The following is a 21,065-nucleotide window of genomic DNA, read 5'->3' as shown; positions in this document are numbered from 1 at the left end:
GTAAAGAATTACAAAAAAGATGGCGAGCAAATGCTCACCATCTTTTTATAGCATAGGGAATGACGTAATTACCTCAAGCCACCCACTTATTAATTAAAATAGCTTAAAACAAAAACTAAATTCCTTCATATAAAAACCATTTCAACTAAACTAGGATACTTTTAATCAATAACTCATTGATCAATATAAGTATGTTCCAGTCAAAAATCAACCTTGTCTAGATAACTCTGTCACGTATTCAAAGAAATCATCACGGTTCACTTCATACACAAGATTAACCTTACGGCCGTTCTCAGACAACTCCGTTCTTCCCTGGCTCACCCCAGAGTCGTGGACGATGCTCTTCACTGTTCTTTTCTTCACGAGCCCTTCATTGCCGACCGTCGCCGTCGTCAACACGTCCCACAAAAAGTAAGTCGAGTTCGTCTGATTATGGACAAGCGGCGGAACCATCGCATAGCACTGACCGAGAAAATCAATGCCCAGATCTTTGCGCTGTGATGCCCATTTTTGACGGACGTCGAGCGTCAACGGAACCATGTTCGTGCTCTCTAGAGCGACCAGGTCGATGACGATCGAGCTGTCCCAGACCCGCTTCGCCGCTTCAGGATCCCAGAAAGCATTCCATTCCGCTGTTCCGTCGTGCTCCGGCTCTTCAACGTTTCCAACCTCAAGGAACGTCCCGCCCATCCAGATCAGCTTCTCGATCTTACCTTCGATATCCGGTGCTTCAGACAGTGCGCGGGCAAGATCCGTAAGCGGTCCAATGAACACGAGCGTCGTCGGGTCCTCCGTTTTACGGAGTGTCTGAATCAAATGCTCGTGAGCTGGAATCGAGGCAAGCGGTGCATCGATGTTCCCTTTTTCATTTAACAGCGGCAGGGCGTCCACATAGAACGCATGCATGCGCCAGTCCTTCGGAAAAGCGTTCACCCCGCGCGAGTTCGATGCCGCGACTTCGACCGACTTCCCATGTCCGAACCGGTCGATGATCTTACGGCTCGCATAAGCAGCAGGCTCCAAATAACAATCGGCAGGAATGACGCCCACCCCTGTCAGTTCCACATCATCCATCTGTAATAAAAGGAAAAGCGACACAAGATCGTCAACTCCACCATCATGGTTCAAATATACATTCTTCATCATCCATCTCCACCTCTCGTTGTATGCACGAAAAAAAAAGACCTCTTTCCCGTAAATAAAAAAGGAAAGAGGTCTCGCCGCGCGATTCTCTCCTTATAGTCCAGCTTTTCTCGGCAGCTGGGTAGAAACGTGTGGGCCATCTTTCCACATATATATAAGGAATGCTGATTTAATTGGTTTCATTTTAGCACAGGGGGTAAATGGAGGCAATCCTTCGTACCCAAAAGATGAATAATAAGAAAATCTACTGTTTACAAAAAAGATGCTTCTCACTAGTGAGAAGCATCTACTATTAGCGCAAGTGAGGTTCATCCATTACCTCAATTGCGCTTTTGTTTGTCTTACCTTTTTTATAATCTGGTTAAGCACTTCCGAGAACACGAGCCCAAATGCAATAGCACCAGATATCATAAAAGCTTTCGCTGCAATGGAGATAGCGGCGCTGTAGTCATTTTGTACAAAGTTCCGCATCGCGTCATAAGCGAGACTTCCTGGTACGAGAGGAATAATCCCTGGTACGCTAAATATAATCATAGGCGTTTTAAATCTCCTTGCCAGCGTCTGGCTGACCAGGGCAATAACAAAGGAGGCGATGAGTGTAGCGGGGACAGTGTCGACTTCTTTCCATACTAAGAATGCGTAAATCATCCAACCAACCATGCCGACGAGACCACATTTGACGAGCGTATTTCTTGGCGCCTGATAGATGATTCCAAAGGCAGCTGATGCAAAAAAGCTTGCTATGGCATATTCAATCCACATAGTCATTCCTCACGATCTCTAAAATAGTGCAAACATAACAGCAATACCTGCCCCAATTGCAAAAGCCGTTAAAAAAGCCTCCGCCCCCTTGGCGAGTCCTGAGATAAGATGACCTGCCATCAAATCTCTTACAGCGTTGGTGATGAGCAGACCAGGGACCAACGGCATGATTGAACCGACAACGATCTTATCAACTTCCTTCCCAATACCGAATGAAAAAAGGGAGAAGGCTGTAAAACCGATCAACAACGAAGCAACGAATTCAGCTACGAATTTAATTTCAAATAATCGAATAAAGTTAATCAATGCAATAAACCCCAGTCCTCCTGCTAAGCAGGCTGGCAGGAAATCGTACCAGCTCCCCTGAAACATGATAGTAAAGAAACCACTCGCTAACGTGGCGGAGATGATTTGCATGCGCATGGAATAATCTGTAGGACTGGTTTCAATCTTTCTGAGCTCTTTATACGCTACGTGAGTAGACATTTCCCCACTTGCGATCTTTCTGGAGACATTATTCGCAAGGTTCACTTTCTCGAGATTTGTCTCTCGTGCCGAAACTCTTACTAATTTTGCATGGGCACCAGGGGTAATCGTAAACATAATTCCAGTAGGTGTTACATAACTTTGGGATTCATCCCGTCCGAAAGATTGGGCAATCCGCGTCATCGTATCTTCCACACGATAGGTTTCCGCTCCATTTTGTTGCATGATCTTCCCCATTAATAAACATAACTCAATCAAGTCCTCTGTACGCTCCACTCGGTCACCTCAATTCGTATTACAGTATATTTAGCGTGTCTATTCCTATACTAAAAGCTTAAAACCTTTTTTAAAATTCCACAATCTCGAAACTTCTCCACTTTCTTTTGCACGACTGGCCGGATCTTAGCTCCACATTTGTTCTTAAAGGCTTCCCAATGTTGATGTTCATCAAAGAAAATTCGTCGTGAAATATTCGTCTCCATACAGGTACAATACCACATCATCAAGGGCTGTCGTATTGTCAAAAGTTATAGATACTTTACTTTGAACAAAAACTAATAAAAGAACTATCAGAAAAAGAGGTGTGCATGAGTGCTTTCCACACCTAGTTTTTTTGAATGTATAAACCATTCGTCTATGGGGACTATTTTTTCTGTTGGCTAGAATTTACAGTCTTCTAAAAAACCTGATATGCAAATTTTAAAAGCAAAAAAGGACTACCTCCTTTATTTAGGAAGTAGTCCTTTTATTACTAACTATTTTTACATTACTTGAAGAGTTTCCAGCCAGACTTTTTTGTGTGTTTCAAACTTTTTATAGAAAATCCAGTCAAAACTTATTTGTAATGCGGGAAAACCCTATTACATAAGTGGTTTGAGCGTTATTACATCATGCCGCCCATGGATTCTTCAAGGTGAATGGACTCGAATAGTATTAAAATAATAGTTAGAGCCTCATTTAACAAAGGGTGAGTGGGATCATATTAATATAAGAGGATAAACAGTTATATCTAAAAGTATGTCAATTAGTATGTCATCTCTCATTCCCTGTTTCCATTCTATTAAAAGAAAAGAAGAAACCTTTGCTTTTAATGAACTCCTATCTTTTGTCGTTTTGTTTATTTAGCTTTTCGTAAAACAAAATTAAGTTTTCCAACACTGTCTTCGCGTCACTTACTCTAAAATCTTTTTTTATCTTCTTTAAAAACTTTTCATCTCCCAAAAAGATTAGACCGTATTCGTTTTTGGCTTTTTCCAGCTTTTTAAACATATAAGGTAAATATTTTTGAGAATCTAATATTATCGATATATTAATTGGCTCTTCAGGAACTTTTAAAAAGTTAACTTGATTTTCAATTACATACCTTTGCTGACTATATAATAGTATAATTAGTTTAGTTAAGAGATAATCCTTCACCTTAGTATTCATATGGAAATCGTTGTCGATATCTTTATAAAATCTGTTTTTAGGAAGATACTTATTATCGTATGGATCTTTGTAAAACTCTAAAAACACTACGTTTAACATCTTGCTGTCATATGTGGTAACAAGGAATTTAATTAAGAACCCCGTGGTTCCGTAGTGTGTTAGTTCAATACTCTTTAAGAGAGCTTGTAAAAAAATAAATATTGATCCATTAAGATAATCAGTTGTATTTCCGTTTTTAGCATCCTCCTCATCTTCATCTATATGCTCAGTTATTGTGAAGTTTTCGTTATTGTTAAGATAGACTTTAGCTTCATTTATTTCTTCGTCATTTTTTTGAAAAAAGTCACTTAAATAATAAGAAAAAGAAGAAAGCATCTTTACATCATTACTAACCGTAGCCTTTATAATTAGAGACTGAAAATTTCTTAAAATCCCTTCTTGTTCAGTTGATTCAGTAGAACCTGATTCATTGTTCATTTCCTCGAGAATAGAATGAACACTTAATATTTCATTATCATACAAAAAGCTAATTACTTCATATAAAGTAACATAATAATGAGCCAGATACCTATCATAACTTTCTTGTCCAGTTTCTTCTGAAGGCGAAGGCATTAATTCTAGTAGTAAGTTGATGGCGTCTTTTGCATCTTCAATTTTATGGTTGCTTACTAGGGTAGTAATCAGTTGCTTATGATTTTTTAAAATGGTTTTGTAAAAGTCAGTATGTCTTTTTTCGTGTTTATGGAGCAAATATAAATGTTTCGTAGTGTTATCCAAGCTTCCTAAGCGATAATCAATTAACATATCATGCAAAAGTACTCTTAAATCTTTAAAATTTTCTCCATATACTTTACCATGATTTTTTTTGGATGCCTGAATCAGTAACTGGTAAATTGTTTCAACTTGGGAAGACAGGTATTTATAAATAGTTTTAGATTGTTTACTTGTACGACCTCTCCTCTTGGGGTTAACATTCAAAAAGGTAAATAAAAAATACGTTAGATATGTATTTTTCAATTTATTCTTCAACAGTCTTTCGATATTAATATTTCTAAAGAGCTTAGAGATACATTTCAGCAAGAAAAATTGAGAGATTAAAATATAAATACCTATAAGGCTGAGATCCTCTGCATATTCATTAGTCACCTTCAGGCTATTGGATCCTTCTGATCTTATACTATTAAATACATCCAAAACATTTATAATGTAGCCAATAGCACACAAAGATATTAATAAAAAAAGCAAGAAATATATATTTATAGATCGATCAGTCAAGTCTGAATCTGAAATATTCTTCTGTTCCCTAAAAGCAAAATAGTAGAAAGGTAAGCTTACAGGTAATAAGACTTTAAAAGTATTCAATATGCCTTCTAATAAAGTTAGGGTGAATTCATCTGTGGGGTTTATTAAGTAAAACCAATCATAGAGATTAAGAGTTTTTGTAACCTTAATCTCTACAAACGAAAACCAAATTAGAAATAAGGATACGAGAAATATAAAGATCCATTTTGTAGAATAACACCTTATTATAGCTAAATATAGATTAGATAATATAGAAACCTTTTTCTCTAGTTTATCTTTTCTCTTAACAATGCTTGTTTCATTATTACCAGAAGATTTTCGTGACAACTCATTATGTATTTCTTTTATTTTGTTTTCTACATATTTAATTATTGATTCAAGAGTAGGAAAATTTCTATTTAAGAAATATATAGCTAAGTAATAAGCAGCAAAAGCAAACACCGCTACCCCAAGGATTATATAAAGATTCCAAAATAGAATTAAATCATTTTCAATACCAAAAGGTTCCAATACAATCACCTATTTATAATTTTTATACAAAAAAAGTGTCATTCATTTAATGACACTTCTTAGGGTATAAATCAATTCTTAGCTACTTTAAATTTCTCAGAGTAGTATTCTTTAATTTTTTCTTTCGGAATAATTTTGTTTGAACTTTCATAGTAAGATAGACCACTTCTTGTCTCTTTCCAAGGTTTTTCGTTATGTGTCTTGTTTTCCAAGAATTTACCATCTTTTTCTCCATAAATTTGCCATACAGCTTCAATTACTTTAGCATCATCAGGGTTAATATTAGGTTTCTTAACATCATCTTGAATGTCTTTAGAACGATATTTCTTATAATTATAATAAAGTTCCGGTGAAACTGGCCCATGAACCCATGCTTCAAAGTCCTCTTTAAAAAGGTATCGATTATTAAATGGATGACTTAGTGCCTGAGCATAATAAACTAACTTCTGAAGTTTTAGTGGGGTAATTGATCTTGAAGTCCCTGGGGTACTTAGAGCAAGAAAATATTCCGCAACTCTGTGAATATTTGTTTCCTCCATAAAATCCCCTCCATCTCTACTCTAATTATACATTTTATAACTTAAATTGTCACTAGGCAAGAAGGGGTTGCATTGATGCATTTTAACAATAAATGTAAATCAAAAGTGAAATTTCATTCCTTCGTACTTTTCTTATTGTATAATTTCACACCACAATATTTCAGGTTAAAGGTTCCAACTCACTATCTTACATTAATTAAGAGGATTTGACCTCCTCTTTAATTTTTTATCAGTGCGCAGCTTTAACGGTTGGACACCGCCCATTCACTGTATTAAATAAATAATTGAAGATAAGACGTAAGAACCCTTAAATAATCAGTGCTCCAACTTTGCGTTATTATTCCAAGATCAAATAGTATATATGTATTTATAAATAGGATCCAGTCAATATCCAGCCAGAAGTATGACAATGTTTACATTAAATCATGAACTAAAACGACCTCCACTTTGTAAAGGTTGACTCCTGAATAAGAATGGTTGTGATGACTCTAGATAAAATCCTTTCTTATTTAGTTCTTTCTACGTTCTCTCAAACTTTAAAAGTTTAGTATGTTTTTTTCGATATTAATCATTTTGTGTACTATCTGTAAGGAATTTGGGACTTACTAACTTTTGTTTCAACGTATTCCTTGTTCTTTAGAAAGTATTCAATACTCTCAGTAGTAAGCTTACTTGACCCGGAAGGCCCAACTATAATCCTATCAATCGGTAAGTTAACTTTGTCGTCTTTCATTTGTTCTCTAAGAGGTAACTTCACAAAAGGAAGAATTCCATTTTCCCTTACTCTAAAATATACTTTATGGCCACCGTTACTCTCTTTATAATTTGTGGTAACAATCCTCCATTCTTGTTCTTCAGAAAATGAACTATCTTTAAATAATGGTATAAGTGTTTTTAGCGCTCTTGCAAATTGATTGGGTATAAAGTCAAGGTCTAAACCACTATTCTTCACATTCTTAAGCCCAATATCAAGGACTTCTTTGACAATATCTCTCTGTATAGAAGGATCATAAATAACTTTTTGAGGGAAAATATATTCATTATCTCTTGGAGTGGTGAATGAAAATAATTTTTTATAATTAAAACCGATCGACATTCCGTATTCACCTCTGCTATACCCTCGCCATTGGCTTAATAAATCACCATTTGGACAAAATGATATCACAAAGTCTTCTGATCCATCTTTATCTAAAGAATCCCCCACACTGCTCAGAAATTTCCTCTCATTTTCATTAACATCCTTTTTAAGTTCATCAATTATTTTAAAACATATACTTAAACCATGGAGGTATTCTTTTGAATCATTCATAAATTTAATGTGGGTAGCCCAAAAACCTCGTGATCCAATAATGCCTAATAAACCATCTAAATTTGTATAGTGATAGAGGCACTCAATATCGTCAGACAAGAATCTATTAAAAGCTTTATATATATATTGAGAAATTCCAATAAAAGTAGGGGGTCCTTCAATTAATTTTTCTTTAGAGAAGTCATCCAAATTACTCACATCCTATATTTTGGGAGTTGCCGCGACAAAGGTGATTTTCCAAATGAAGTACCTGAACTCATAATAGATCTCAGATAAATTACACTAAGTTTAACTTGTTCAAAACGCTACGCTGAGTATTAGATGCTTCGATGATTACTGAATAATCCTTTTGAACCCAGATCTGTAAAAGTTGCAGTTTTTCTAGCGAACTATTTACTTTTTGAACTCTTTGTCTAATCCTAGGTATATCTGGGTTAGCCATAGCTAAAATTACATTTGAATGTTGTTCATTATCGTATTCCATTAGCTTGCATATTTGCATATAAGTATGAGTTTTTATTTGATTAGTATCAAATACTACTGTTTTTTCATGTTTGTTTGCTTGTGAACCTTTGGATTCCACAAATATTGCCCATCCATTCTTGGATCCTCTCACATCTATTCCAGTTTTATTACCCGAGAGGTATTTCACATTTTCAAACATTGATTTTTTCAGAAAATTCGCTACAGCGACGTTCACTTCATCTTCATTCATAACAAAGGGGTCAGGGTTTATAAGTCTAGAATTAGTTACTGGCATATAATGTCTCTCCCTCTACCTTACTTTCAAACTATTACATCAAAGACTATTATGGTAAACAGATTAAGAATAGAGTATCTCTTTATATCCATAATAATTTTATAACGAGTTAACCATTTTTTATTAACTTCTGCACAATAGGTATATCAGCAGGTAAGAAATTATATCCATCCAACTTATTAACACTTACAAACTTCATTTCTTCATGGACTTTTAAATCATATTTTCCAGCAATCTTTTTTACGTAAAAAGCCATTAGTCTAATCACACCACACTCATACTTAAATATACTCTCACCAAAATACTTGCTGACTCTAACCTTTATACCTAACTCCTCTTGTAACTCGCGTCGAAGAGCCTTTACATATGTTTCATTTGCCTTCACCTTCCCCCCGGGAAACTCCCACTTTCCCGCACATTCGTCGTCACCCCCTCTCTTAGCAATTAACACTTTCCCGTCCTCTATTATTATTCCAGCTGTAACCGATATAACATCAGCTGCATGGTGATATTCTCTATGACAATTGGGACAAAGTGCTACTGCATTACTTACGGTATCCTCTCCTCCCTCGGCTAAAGGTTTAAGGTGATGAACTTCTAAATAAGGGGTAAAATCATTGGCTCTAAGGAACGGTGCTGGCTTAAGACATTTTTCACACACCCCATCTGCCCGCTCTAACACTTCTGCAATAACATCGGGGTTACGGTTAAATTGTGTAGAGGTTACAGCTAATTTACCAGGTACCCTCTTTGCATTAGCCAACCGTAGCTTCCTATCTTTCTTGGTATTCCTTTTTGATTGATTTACTTGCTTTTGAAGCTCTTGGTCATACTCTTCATCTGTCATTATCTTTTCAGTGCTTAGCGTATTAACCTTTTGAAGAATAAACCACCTGGAACCATCATCAGGATTATGTTCATTCTTTTCATAACGGAAAATACCTTTTAAGAACAGTCTTGTACCTTCTTTTTGAAATACATAGATTGGGGTATTGGTAATATTTGAATTTAAAATAGCTCTATTATACTTATAATCTGTGTTAAATTTATTTTTGGCACTATACATATAATATTTCAATAGATTATTTGGCTCGAGCCATTCATTAGGGTATTTACCTTCTTCAAATGTTGCTTTCACGAAAACGGCTTGGTAATTTGGTTCCTTCCCGATCAAGTAAATACCTGATTGCGTATCATATGTCTGAGCAAATATCGATATATCCCATGAAGTGTACTCTTTACCTATTACAAAATCATCTAGTACTGTTACATCATCAATATATGGAGCAAACTCCTGAACAAACTCTGAATAGAGATCTTCATAGGTTTTAAGGTTTAACTCTTTAAATCGATCATAAAGATCCCTTTTTGGATCACCAACTGGTGGTACACTTTCAAATCTCATTAAGTACCTATACAAATCACCGATCTTTTTAATTCGGTGAACAATTATTTTAGAGCGCTTTACTTTATTTTTATAGATCTCTTCTAAGTCCGGATGTTCTAAAGCTGGATCTTCTACTTCGTCCACAACAAATCTAATAGCATCATTTATGTGCATAGAACTACCTCTCTTATAATAAATCAGTATTTAAGAAATTCTTGTAAAATTATGTATTAATCCTAAGTATATCATAACGAAAACTGTCGATTGAACAGCAAGAAAATTACTTTACATTAACAACTCGTCAACATTCACTTGAATTTTGAGATGTAATAGCAGTATTAGATTGTCAGATCAATATTTACTTTATATGTAGGGATAAGATTTTTGTTGGTGAAAATTTTTAACCACTTTTTATTTTGAAAAATAAAGGATACTTTCAGTTTTAGGAGAATATAATCTAAGGGATCTTTTGCATAGGAGGAATGGTATGAAAACAACAAAAGAAAGAATCAGGGAATGGAATAAGCTAATGGCTTCTGAGGAAATGAGTCAGGACTTGGAATTTACGATTAGTAAAGTAATTAGTTACTTAGAGGTTCAGTCAGAAGAGCTGGATAATCTCAAACAGAAAGTTTATACATACGAGGCTCTTCTTAACGAGATTGGAAAGGAGAAGTTTATAATCGAAGATGAAGATGTCGTCAAGCATTAATAAATAAGTGTAACCCCCCAACCTCATGGATGGGGGGTTACTAAATTTGCACTCTAACAATTGTCTTTAAGTCGAATCTCTCTATAAGTTATAGTATACCTTAACTTATAACCATTAAAAAGGTTTCTGGGTAAAACACCTATAATGCCATCATCCATGTCAACTTATCGAATAGAGAAGAATAACATTAGACTATATCAGGTGAAAAACTTTTATAAAACGTACTATAATTCACGTAATGTATAAAGAAATTAACTAAATGAAAAGAATACTTCACTGTTATTTATATAATATTCAAGAGAGTTTTTTTAAACTTTCCGTTAATTGTATACTTAGTCCTTCAACTCTCCGATAAGCTAATAGCCCCATACTTAGGTTATAATCTAAGTTCTTTTTTAACTCAGCTTCGAGATGGACCGTATTTCGGTATTCATATAATTTAATTAAGTCCTCTTTTAGTCGGGAGTCGATTAGATTTAAGTTATAGCAGGCATTAACTTTTTGATCGTATCGTATCTTTGTTCTATCCACTGTTTTTTTTTCTTTGTAATATGTGTAAATCTCTTTCCCATCATGAATCAACTCTTTTTTTAATTTTTCTTTTTTATGTTTAGGTATCATAATTTGAGTAGATCTCTCTTGAAATAGTAAGTCCTGTACATGATCTTTATCTTCTAGTAGATTGAATAACACGTAATTTACCACTGCTTCTTGTATAGATACATACATAATAACTTGTGTTTTTATCTGTGCTAATAATAGCTCTTCTTTTGCTTGTAAACCCTCAAATATTTTATAAATCACTCGACAATTTTTATACTCTATTATTAATCTGTTTCTTAAATTAGAATCATTTATAAATGTGTAAAAATTTTCGTCATACCATTTCGTACTAGGTAAATGTCCATATGCGTAATCCATTATTTCATTTTGTAATTCCTCGGAAAATGGCATAATCCCCCTCCTAAATATTACGATATTGAATAATCAAACTATTGTTAATTTACATATTTACTTGGTAATATTCCAAGCGAATATTTGCAAGTGTGTAAAGCCGTCTTGGAAATAAAAAGCATGAATCTCGAATTAGATTCATGCTTTTTACTTCTTACCTAAGAGCAAAGTGATGGAAGATTATGGTATCTTAGAAACGACAAAATAGTACTAAACCAGCAATTACCTACTAAACTTCAGTTGTTGTGGAATATTTACGTCCATCCAATCGTAAGTTTCGTCAGAAACCATCCTGTAATTAATACCCAGTTTCTCAAAATACTTAATTGCACAAAGTACTTTCCTTTTTTCATGTGGAAAGCGTAATTCATCTAAATTCTCATTACCCTTAGTTTCCCGAATGAGTTCCAATTTCATTTGACCGTCATATTGACGAATGATAGCCCAATCAGGATTGTAATTACCTATAATCTTGGGTAACTTTATTTTAAATTTAGGTGGAAACTTAAAATAAATTAAGGTATGATCATTTTCTACGTCAGGCTTTACTAAGTTACTGATAAAGTTACGTTCAACCTCTGAATCTACTTGTACTTTATCATACAGACCTGCTCTTCCAGCCTCAATAAGCTCCCTTTGAGGTTGTTTGATATCCTCTGGAAAAAGATCTTCAATATCATAAACACTGGTTCCTTCAGCTATTTCAAATTTAATATTCTCGACTATATGATCGCTTAGTGTAATTCTGATTTGGGCTAAAAACTCATTAATCCATCCTTCCGGATTGTAAAAGATTTTTTCCTTTTGCTCCTTATTCATGCGCCTGAAAATCTCTACCACCGTTCGTTTTGTTAAATTGGTTTCATTTGCAGTTCTTGTCACAAAGTCAGGAATTGGATAGGTAGATAAATGGGTTGATTCTAAATGTTTTTTAGGTTTGTCGGCCCTTTCAATATGAAATTTATGTGGCTGAAATCTTTTAACAGTTACTTCATTAGTAAATTTCACAAAAGGTTCTCCATAAACCTCCCCTATCTCTAATACCTTATATCCTCGAAGACGATCGTCACGTGAAACTTTCTTTAAATCATCATCCTTCTCTAAGGTTATCTCATTTAAAGACCGTGTCCCTTTAGAATCTTCCATTTCTACCTTTACTTTTGCACTCTCACCTTCAAGTTCAATAAGTGAAATGCGATATTCACACATAATGAAACGGCCCTGCGTAACCTCAATTGATGGCGATGGAAAGCTAACGTAATTAAGTCTTTCCAAACACTCCTCAATCAAATGTTCGGTATTAATTGTCACATTGTAATTCATTTGCTTGTTTAACTTGTTCCAGAACTCTTTAAACTCCTCAGAGTGATAAAGCCCATTATTCCTTTTCACCTGCGCTTGTTGGGGTTTCTTCGGCTTAGGTGGTGCATCATTTCCATCTTCTATATATTCTTGTTGAAGACGGGAAACAAACGATTCATATTGTTCATTTGCAACAACAGTTAAAGTATTGACATCGTGATTTTCTGTTCTGTTTCCCTTTTGGTCTACGGCTAACCTTAACCCTCTTCCAATCTCTTGACGTTTCTTCATTGTGGAGGTAGTTTGATTCAACGTGCATATTTGAAAGACATTGGGATTATCCCAACCTTCTTTTAAAGCTGAATGAGCAAAAATGAAAGACACTGGTTCTTCAAAGCTGAGCAGACGTTCCTTATCTTTCATGATTAATTCAAATGCCTGTTTTTCCATTTTTCTTTGAGCTATTGTACGTCCTTCCGTATCTACAGCTTCTTCTTCAGGAGAATCAGGTTTAGGTTTGGCAAAATAACCTTCTCTTACCTGACTACTTTCAAGTACATTAAAATCTTCATAGTGTCTTTTTATTCTATTAAAACTCTCATCGAATAAGCGTTTAATTAGACCATTATCAGATGTGTAGTTCTTCACACGATCTATAAAGAAAAGTGACAAAACTTTGATCCCTTGAGCCTTAAGTAGTTTCTGTCTCTCCATATGGACACTTATTGTCCTTTCAATTTGAGATCGAAAGATACTCTCTTTTGATAACATGGAGTCACTAACAGCCAACTGAACATCATTCTGAAAAACGATCACTTGCTCATCTTCTTTCTTACCATACTTAATCTCATCAACAATGAAATGATCATAATCAGGGTTTTTAGTCTTGCTTCTTAGATCATCTCCCTGTTTTAGAGTAATCTCTTTTTCAGAAAGTTCTCCCTTGTCAAAAGCAAAAGCCTTGACTATTGCTGTGAGAGGATTACCCCTTTTCACCTCTACTAACCTTAACAATTTATCATTAAGATTCTCCAATTCCGATACACCAATTACTTCAATTTGCTTAACTAAATTATTTCTAAATGCATCCAATGGTGTCAAACGGTAAACTAAGTTTGGGGTTTCTTTATGTGTTGCTGAATACCTTAATACAAAGAGGGGCTTTAAGGTCCGAATAGATTCCTTGGCTTTTTTCGATTCATAGTTTTGTGCTTCATCTAAGATCATTACCGGCCTTGCTTCTTGAATGTATTCAAATGGCTTCCGTTCCCCTTGTAGCTTCTCAGTGTTTTTATAAATGTTATTGCTAGCTTTGTTAAATGAATCCACGGTCATAACCATTAAAGTTAAATCTGTATTGCTGGCAAATGAATTTAACTCGCCGATCTTGGCACTGTCATAAGAAATCAGCGAAATATCCTGGTTATCGTAGAGTTTCCGAAAGTGATTCCTCATAGAACTAACAGACTTTACAACACCTTCATATATTGCAACGCTCGGTACCACTACGATAAACTTTGTGAAACCATAATATTTCTTTAGTTCGTACATGGTTCGCAAATACGCATATGTTTTACCTGTTCCTGTCTCCATTTCAATAGTGAAATGCGGAACACGTATCGAGTCATTACCTGCAACTTCTAACACCATTCCATCATCCACTTCCAAATCTGTGGAAATGTCTATTTCACTACCCCTTTTTTCCTGACTATTTCTCTCCTGGACTGATTGAAGGTTTTCAGTTAATAGTATTTCATCTAAGAATTCATCTTTAGGGTAGTTAGGTGTCACATCATTAATCGTAGTTGAAAACATATCTTTTTGTTCTTGGAAAGGAATCCCTTCAAATAAATCTACCACGCTTTTTATTGCATCAATTTGAAATTCTTGATCGGGGTTATATTGAAGCTTTAGTTTCCCCATACTTTCTACCCCCTATCAAATGGTCTTCACACGTAACCTTTCACTTAGTAATACTTTTTGTTGATTAGAAAGTGCTTGATCTAAACAAATGAATGTAGAGTCTGCCTTTTCATTTATTAAATAATCCACGCTTGTTTGGTCTAATTCAGTCGAAAGATCTATTAAAAGAGAAAATGGAACATCCTGATGTGTTATTTCCCATATTTCACGCTTTTCTTCTATGTGACTGTCTAACGGAAACCCTTGGGTTAGCATCAGTTCTATGGCAATATCAAAAGGTTTAGATTCTTGTGTAAATGGTTTAGATTGCACAAAATCTAAGATATCTTCCAGTTCATCCATGCTTTCCCCTTCATATAATGACCATTGCTTCAAGTGAGTTCGGCTCATCTTAAAGACTGAAAAACCTCTGTCTAATATTGATTTATTACTACTTTTATCATAAATATAGTTAATAGCTCTTCTAATTCGTTCCTTAGTTACGTCTGCGATGGTTCCATAATGTTTATTTTGTGTTTTATCAGGCAACTGAATACATATAAATTTTCGGTTACCTGAGTCCTCCTCATTGGTCTCAAGTACTGCTTGAGCAGTCGTACCAGAACCTGCAAAGAAATCTAAAACGATGTCTTCACTATCTTTCTTAGTACTTAACTCTATAATTCTCTTTATTAGTCTGACTGGCTTAGGGGTATCAAACAAAGCTCCCTCATTAGGAAATAAATCCCTTATATTTTGTGTCGCTTCTTGATTATCTCCGCAATCCTCACGAGTCCACCATGTAGTAGGTACATTCCCTTGTTGAACTTCACTTAGAAATCTCTTTACAGAAGGTATACTGTTGCCATCTTTCCCAAACCATATCCTTCCATCATCAACCATTTCTTCAAATTTCTGTTTAGATACTCTCCAACATCTCCCATTACTAGGATGCACTTCTCGCCCACTCGGAGTTATTATTGGATAATCATATTTCGAAGAATAGGTTTTTACTAACAAATCGCCAGATTTCCATCTACCTCTGGGGTCATTATCAGGATTTTTATATAAAGAATTTTGTTTTTCTGTCCTTGGTAACAAATTTCTTTCCCAGCCATGATCATCAGTCTTTTTGCTCTTTTTGTTTTTGGCATAAACCAATAAGTAATCATGCATATCGCTAAAGTATGTCGCATCATTTTGAGGAGAGTATTTTTTTTGCCATACAATACTTGTTACAAAATTTTCCTCACCAAAGATCTCGTCCATAAGTTTCTTCAGGTTTGCTTGTTCATTATCATCTATACTTACAAAAATAACTCCATCCTTTCTTAATAAATTTCTTGCCAGTTTTAAACGCGGATACATCATACTTAACCAATTAGCATGATAACGTCCACTTGACTTAGGGTTACTGGTTAATAACCCCTCTTCATCAGCTTGACCTGTCTTTTGGAAGAATTTTTCTACAGGGTCTTTATAATCATCTTTATAAACAAATTCTTTACCTGTATTATATGGAGGGTCTATATAAATACATTTGACCCTATTGGAGTAACTTTTTTGTAAAATCCTTAATACTTCAAGGTTGTCTCCCTCAATAAAGGCGTTTTTTGTATGTTGTTCATTAACACCTTCGTTATTACTAAAAGTTAATGTTCCCTGTGGAGGTAGAAAGGATAACTTCCGAGCTTCCTTTTTACCAATCCAATTAAAGCTGTAGAACTCCTCTTCATCATTGATAAGATCATTATCTAGCATAGAAATTTCTTCTTTTAAGATATCTAAGTTAAGCTCTCCATCCCTAAATGCTTCAGGGAATAGTTCTTTTAACTTCGTAATTTTATCTTCATCAATTCGATCTGGCCTTTTTAATTCTTCATATGACATTTATTACACCTCTTCCTCTAAATTTGCCTCTATTATTTCATTTTTTTCATTATCAGTTCCGAAATCTTTAAAAAACTCTAAAAAGTCCCTCTTAACTCTTGAAGACGATGAAAAAGCATACTCTTTGTATGACTCACAGGAAAACCGAATGTCACAGTTACTACATACATGATCGATAAATGTTTTGTTATCAGATAGTTTGGTTTTAATTTTATCCACTGAAGGTGGTTCATACCTATGCTCTTCAATCAGATCAACTACTTCACCAAATGAATGTAAATGCTCCTGAACTTTATCAGGTGATACCTCAATATCTATTTCAGGTTGCCAATTTTCTAATGCATCCAATAAATAAGTTTCATCACCTGTTTGGTTATATCTTTGTTTAGCTTTTCTTAATTCATTAGTCTCTCCTGTAGCAATTAGTGTTGTTTGATCTAACTTCTCTCCTCTAATTGTTTGCCAAATATAACTATATATATTTAACTGACCTTCAAACTCATGTTTATTGCTCCTCACATATTCTGCATCATGAGTTTTAATGTCATATAAAGTGGTTTGTTCATCCTCCCTTACTACGTCAACCACACCTTGAATCGTATAAGTTCTACCTCTGGTTGACTTTTGCTGAGGTAAGGTAAGTCTTACTTCGGTATCTGCTACGTTTTCAGCGAGGTGGTTTAATTTTCTCCAATAGTTCTTAACTTGTTCAAGTGCCAGTTTTTTCACATGGGGGGATAGAGAGTGACCACCTTCGAGTCTAAGAAGTTCATAATTCTCCTCAAAGCTTTCCTCAATGAATCGAAACATCTCATCTTGATTCATCACTATCACCTCTTTGAGCAATGATTTTGTTATGGAGGTCTTCAATTGTCTTATGAACCAAGCTACCAAATAGCATTGTCTGTGTTCTAGATGGTACAAAACCATACTTTTTAAATGCCATATAATTTCTCGGACACTTTATATAAAGCAAATAATCACTTGTATACGAATATACTTTAGGAATATCCTCTTCCTTTGCAGTTACTTTAGATAGATTAAATGTATCTATACTACTTAGAGTTGGGTAATTCATTTCTTCGAAAAGTTTTTTAAATGCAGGGTCTACCACCTGGCCTCTACCTCTTAGGTTTGTTATTATTAGACCTTTTTCTGCTCGTGAGAGGGCAACATAAAATAGACGCATCGTGTCATACCTCGGGATTTTTTCTAGGGGTTCGCTTCCTCTATTTGTAATTGGTCTAATTATCTCTTCATTCTTAGGAACTCCAAAGTTTTTCTTACCAGGGGAACCTAAAACTACATAAGGGAACTCCAGTCCTTTAGATTGATGTATGGTTAGAAAGGGAACTCTACCTTTTGGAAAAGGCGTCTCATCATTTTCCACTTCTGACTCTCCTATTCTATAAAGACCGTAGATGTATCGGCCGAAGAAATCATTACCAAATTTATCTTCTACTAATCTTCCACCTGAAATAATTGAACGGCTTTGTTCCATATATCTGGACAGATACTCAGAAATCATAGAAAGATTGGAAATCGGGCCTTCATCTGTACCGTCTTCCGCAAGTTTAAATAGGCGAGAAAAGTATGGGAATCCAGTTAACCGATAAAATACGTCTAGTAAATTCCAATCTACTGAAGTTGCTCTATTTAAAATATATTGTAGTGAAATTGGTTTTTCTTCTTCTTTCTTTTTTTCAACTAGCTTATCTATTCTCCCCGCTGAAATACCTTTGTTTGCTCGCTGTGAAATTAGAGGAGTATTTACTAAGACACGCTTATGCTTCTTAGGGTTATACATATCTTTAATAGACCACTCATAATCATTAACTGTTTTAAGTAGTCTTATGTAATCCTCCCTACATTGCTTTAGTTCGTTGACTTTTGTTTCTATAAAATTTAAAAGACGTTCATCTTTGTTCATTAACTCTTGAATTAATGCCTCTGCTTCATCAAGCCAATCATGGAAGTCTTGGTATGACCCTGAGTAGTCTTGTCTCTGAGGCTTTCCAAAAATATGAATTAATACTCCTAGAATAGCCTTTGCTTCTTCGACTTCTAAAAACTGCCCAGCTCTGGGAGCATAAACATTGATCCCTTCACTTTCCAACGCCCTCTTCATACGTTTTACATGGACGTTATTTTTCAATGAGGGGAACAAAAATGCTATTTGATTTGGGTCTTCTACTATGTTCTCACTTATCATCTTACTGACAAAAGAAGCTATCTCTTTTGCAACTTCTTCAGAAGTATTAGGTTCAGTTGTAATCACAGCTAAATCAGTTTCTTGATTATGTGGCTTTATAGTTTTTTCATTTAACCTATGAAAACCATTCCCATCATCTCTAACCCAAGACTCTTTATCAATAAATGATGTATATGTTTCTACAATTTGCTTTTTAGAACGATAATTTATGTTTAGCTGAATTTCTTTTGGGCTTGATTGCAAGTAATATTGGCATCTATCAGGAAATTGTACAAAGTTCTCCACTGTAGCTCCCCTAAATCTATATAGAGCTTGATCATCATCACCTACTACACAGAAGTTTTTATAACCTGATGCGAGCTTAAAAAACAATTGCTCCTGAATATGGTTTGTGTCTTGGAATTCATCAATAATCACATATTTAAATTGACTTTCTGAACTATTCCCTTGACATAAAGTATCATAGGCTCTACGTTGAAGCAGAGCAAAGTCTACCATATTCTGATTAGCAAGATCTCTTCTGTACCAATCATAAAGATTAACAACCTTTAATAAGGTATTATTCTCTTGTGCATTTGCATAGGAAAAAAGGCTTGACATACTTATATTTTCTTCGCTGAATCTATTAAATATTGAAATAAGAGAAAGAGCTATATCATGTTTAGAGGAAGACCTTCTTCCAAAATAGTCTTTAAGTTCCTCTCGAAGTTCTTGTTCTTCAATATGTAATAAATCCTTCGAAACTTTCCAAAACCTTGTGGAATTAATCGTGAAGTATTGATCTAACTCGTCTAAAAGAATGGGAGGTTTTACCCTGCTACGTCCCTCAGTAAATCGCCTATCTGCAATTAAGCGTTGGCAAAGTGAATGAACCGTACCAATATACATACTCGATATATCATAAGGTACCCCTGTCTGGTTAGTTACACTTCCCAAAATTGATTGCAATCCATCCTTAAGTTGCTTAGAAGCTTTTTCAGTAAATGTGGATAGGAAAATTTCATCTGGTTTAACTCCCTGAAACACAATAGCGTTAACAGTTCTCCAAAGCAATACTCTTGTTTTACCTGAACCAGGGCCAGCCATTAAAAAAAGTGGACCTTCCAAAGTTTCTATAGCCTCACGTTGACCTTCATTAGGAGTAAAGTCATGCATACAAAAAATCTCTTCAAGTGAAACGCTCATAAAAGCCCCTCCTCTGCCAACAAATTATACTTATATTTTACCATATTAAATACTACAAAAATGGTAATTGGTAGGAAACTATGAAGGCTTGACCTCGAATTTCGGTTCTCTTAAATATCTAGTAAAAACAAAATAAGCCCTCGGGAGAGGGCTTTATCTTAGTATATAATTTAAACTAAATTCCATCTTGCCTTTTCGAATCTTCCTCAATTATTAGAGGTTATTCAAATGGCAGAATTTCCACTGCAGCCACTTTTTTATTTTTATTTTATTTATATAAATCTAAAGTGGTAAGGTTACACAAATTTTATATAGATTTCTGAAAATTCGAAGTTTATCTCTGTCTCTTCCTAGTACTTACATAGTTTTTCGGTTTGTCGATATAACTATTCTCCAATACACTAAATACTGATTTAGTTCCCTTTATTGCGGAATTTTGCGGATTCACATTATAGTGTGCTGCAAAGTGATTGGGGTTATCGAAATTATAGGCTAAAATCATATTATTAAACGATAACATACCGGAAATCTTATTTACCCTTTCATAATTACGTAATTCATCAGTATATGGTTCCCAACTATCCATGTTCTCTCTTACTCTTTTCAACTCGTATATATAGTCATCTTTACCAGAACCATTGTTTAAGAAGACCGCATCAAAATCATTTATAACGCTATACTTACTTAATTTACTTCTAGTCCACAGCTGAAAGTTGTCATTAAGACTTTTATTCCTATTCTTAACCGTCCCTGGATTTTGGTTAATATTCGGTAACTGAGAATTAAAGGCCATGATTAAACCATTACTATCAACATCGATGTAGTTCCTATCAAAAATCTTATAGGAGAAAATGTTAGGATTTGTGGGCGAAAACAATAAAATGTTTAACTCTTTTCCGAACTTCTCATTGATTAAATTAAAGTCTTGGTTATTGGTTAAACTAGTTTTTATTGCAGACCAGTCTTCTTCAATAGATTCTACTGTTAATATCCAAATATATCTTCCCCTTAGATTTATATATCTTATTGTAACAACAGAATTATCAGGAAGATTAAGCCTTTTCCTGAAACTTTCATGACCTGAAACATACATATTATTCATTTGAGCCAACCAATCGTTTAACCAATCACTTTTAGATGTTCTAGTCAAATATACTCCCCCCTAATTAAATGCTATTTAATACGCTATTATTATAGCATGAAATCAAGGGAATAAATGGATATAAATAAAGCCTATCGACTAGAAATAAAACGGAATCAAGAATTCTCCCCATACATATAT

At 34.7% G+C, this 21,065-nt stretch carries 15 protein-coding genes, 1 pseudogene and 1 riboswitch; of the genes and pseudogenes, 1 reads left to right on the top strand and 15 read right to left on the bottom strand.

What is annotated here, in order from left to right:
• Nucleotides 1-207: 207 nt before the first annotated feature.
• The 9 genes and pseudogenes from VKA52_RS17465 to VKA52_RS17430 all read right to left on the bottom strand — a co-directional run bounded on the left by VKA52_RS17465 (nt 208) and on the right by VKA52_RS17430 (nt 9,800).
• Nucleotides 208-1,146: a nucleoside hydrolase gene (locus tag VKA52_RS17465; RefSeq protein ID WP_326316615.1), complete on the bottom strand. Its 939-nt coding sequence runs from the start codon at nt 1,144-1,146 to the stop codon at nt 208-210.
• Between the two features lie 73 nt (nt 1,147-1,219).
• Nucleotides 1,220-1,321: riboswitch (purine riboswitch) on the bottom strand.
• Between the two features lie 137 nt (nt 1,322-1,458).
• Nucleotides 1,459-1,905 carry a threonine/serine exporter family protein gene (locus VKA52_RS17460; protein WP_326316614.1) on the bottom strand — a complete coding sequence of 149 codons (447 nt, stop codon included), beginning with the start codon at nt 1,903-1,905 and terminating at the stop codon, nt 1,459-1,461.
• Between the two features lie 18 nt (nt 1,906-1,923).
• A complete protein-coding gene (locus VKA52_RS17455) occupies nt 1,924-2,667 on the bottom strand; it encodes a threonine/serine exporter family protein (protein WP_326316613.1) in 744 nt (247 codons plus the stop codon).
• A gap of 48 nt (nt 2,668-2,715) precedes the next feature.
• Nucleotides 2,716-2,873: pseudogene (locus tag VKA52_RS20810) on the bottom strand (IS91 family transposase); the annotation flags it as partial.
• A 616-nt stretch (nt 2,874-3,489) separates the two neighbouring features.
• Nucleotides 3,490-5,640 (bottom strand): hypothetical protein, encoded by a 2,151-nt coding sequence (locus VKA52_RS17450; RefSeq protein WP_326316612.1) that lies wholly within the window; start codon nt 5,638-5,640, stop codon nt 3,490-3,492.
• A gap of 62 nt (nt 5,641-5,702) precedes the next feature.
• Nucleotides 5,703-6,170 (bottom strand): Panacea domain-containing protein, encoded by a 468-nt coding sequence (locus VKA52_RS17445; protein WP_326316611.1) that lies wholly within the window; start codon nt 6,168-6,170, stop codon nt 5,703-5,705.
• A gap of 580 nt (nt 6,171-6,750) precedes the next feature.
• Complete coding sequence (locus tag VKA52_RS17440) at nt 6,751-7,668, bottom strand: DUF2971 domain-containing protein (RefSeq protein WP_326316610.1); 918 nt, start codon at nt 7,666-7,668, stop codon at nt 6,751-6,753.
• Between the two features lie 88 nt (nt 7,669-7,756).
• A complete protein-coding gene (locus VKA52_RS17435) occupies nt 7,757-8,239 on the bottom strand; it encodes a hypothetical protein (RefSeq protein ID WP_326316609.1) in 483 nt (160 codons plus the stop codon).
• Between the two features lie 109 nt (nt 8,240-8,348).
• On the bottom strand, nt 8,349-9,800 hold the full coding sequence (locus VKA52_RS17430; RefSeq protein WP_326316608.1) for an NUDIX domain-containing protein: 1,452 nt from the start codon (nt 9,798-9,800) through the stop codon (nt 8,349-8,351).
• A 313-nt stretch (nt 9,801-10,113) separates the two neighbouring features.
• Between VKA52_RS17430 and VKA52_RS17425 the strand changes: the two genes are divergently transcribed.
• Nucleotides 10,114-10,338, top strand: a complete 225-nt coding sequence (locus VKA52_RS17425; RefSeq protein WP_326316607.1) for a hypothetical protein — start codon at nt 10,114-10,116, stop codon at nt 10,336-10,338.
• Between the two features lie 294 nt (nt 10,339-10,632).
• On the opposite strand, the gene VKA52_RS17420 is transcribed toward VKA52_RS17425, so the two are convergent.
• From VKA52_RS17420 to VKA52_RS17395, 6 genes are all read right to left on the bottom strand, one after another.
• Entirely contained in the window at nt 10,633-11,292 is a 660-nt protein-coding gene (locus tag VKA52_RS17420; RefSeq protein ID WP_326316606.1) for a hypothetical protein, read from the bottom strand.
• A 222-nt stretch (nt 11,293-11,514) separates the two neighbouring features.
• A complete protein-coding gene (locus VKA52_RS17415; RefSeq protein WP_326316605.1) occupies nt 11,515-14,517 on the bottom strand; it encodes a restriction endonuclease in 3,003 nt (1,000 codons plus the stop codon).
• A gap of 15 nt (nt 14,518-14,532) precedes the next feature.
• Complete coding sequence (locus VKA52_RS17410) at nt 14,533-16,386, bottom strand: site-specific DNA-methyltransferase (protein ID WP_326316604.1); 1,854 nt, start codon at nt 16,384-16,386, stop codon at nt 14,533-14,535.
• A 3-nt stretch (nt 16,387-16,389) separates the two neighbouring features.
• Nucleotides 16,390-17,211: a PD-(D/E)XK nuclease family protein gene (locus VKA52_RS17405; RefSeq protein ID WP_326316603.1), complete on the bottom strand. Its 822-nt coding sequence runs from the start codon at nt 17,209-17,211 to the stop codon at nt 16,390-16,392.
• Nucleotides 17,198-19,783, bottom strand: coding sequence for an ATP-dependent helicase (locus tag VKA52_RS17400; RefSeq protein ID WP_326316602.1), 2,586 nt, complete (start codon nt 19,781-19,783; stop codon nt 17,198-17,200). The genes VKA52_RS17405 and VKA52_RS17400 overlap by 14 nt, the downstream gene beginning before the upstream one ends.
• A gap of 334 nt (nt 19,784-20,117) precedes the next feature.
• Nucleotides 20,118-20,933: a hypothetical protein gene (locus VKA52_RS17395; RefSeq protein ID WP_326316601.1), complete on the bottom strand. Its 816-nt coding sequence runs from the start codon at nt 20,931-20,933 to the stop codon at nt 20,118-20,120.
• Nucleotides 20,934-21,065 lie beyond the last annotated feature (132 nt).

Origin of the sequence: Halobacillus sp. HZG1 (assembly GCF_035818575.1) — a bacterium.
GTDB classification, from domain to species: Bacteria; Bacillota; Bacilli; order Bacillales; family Halobacillaceae; genus Halobacillus; species Halobacillus litoralis.
Note: the sequence above shows the minus strand (reverse complement) of the source record. Positions and strands in the feature narration are given on the sequence as shown.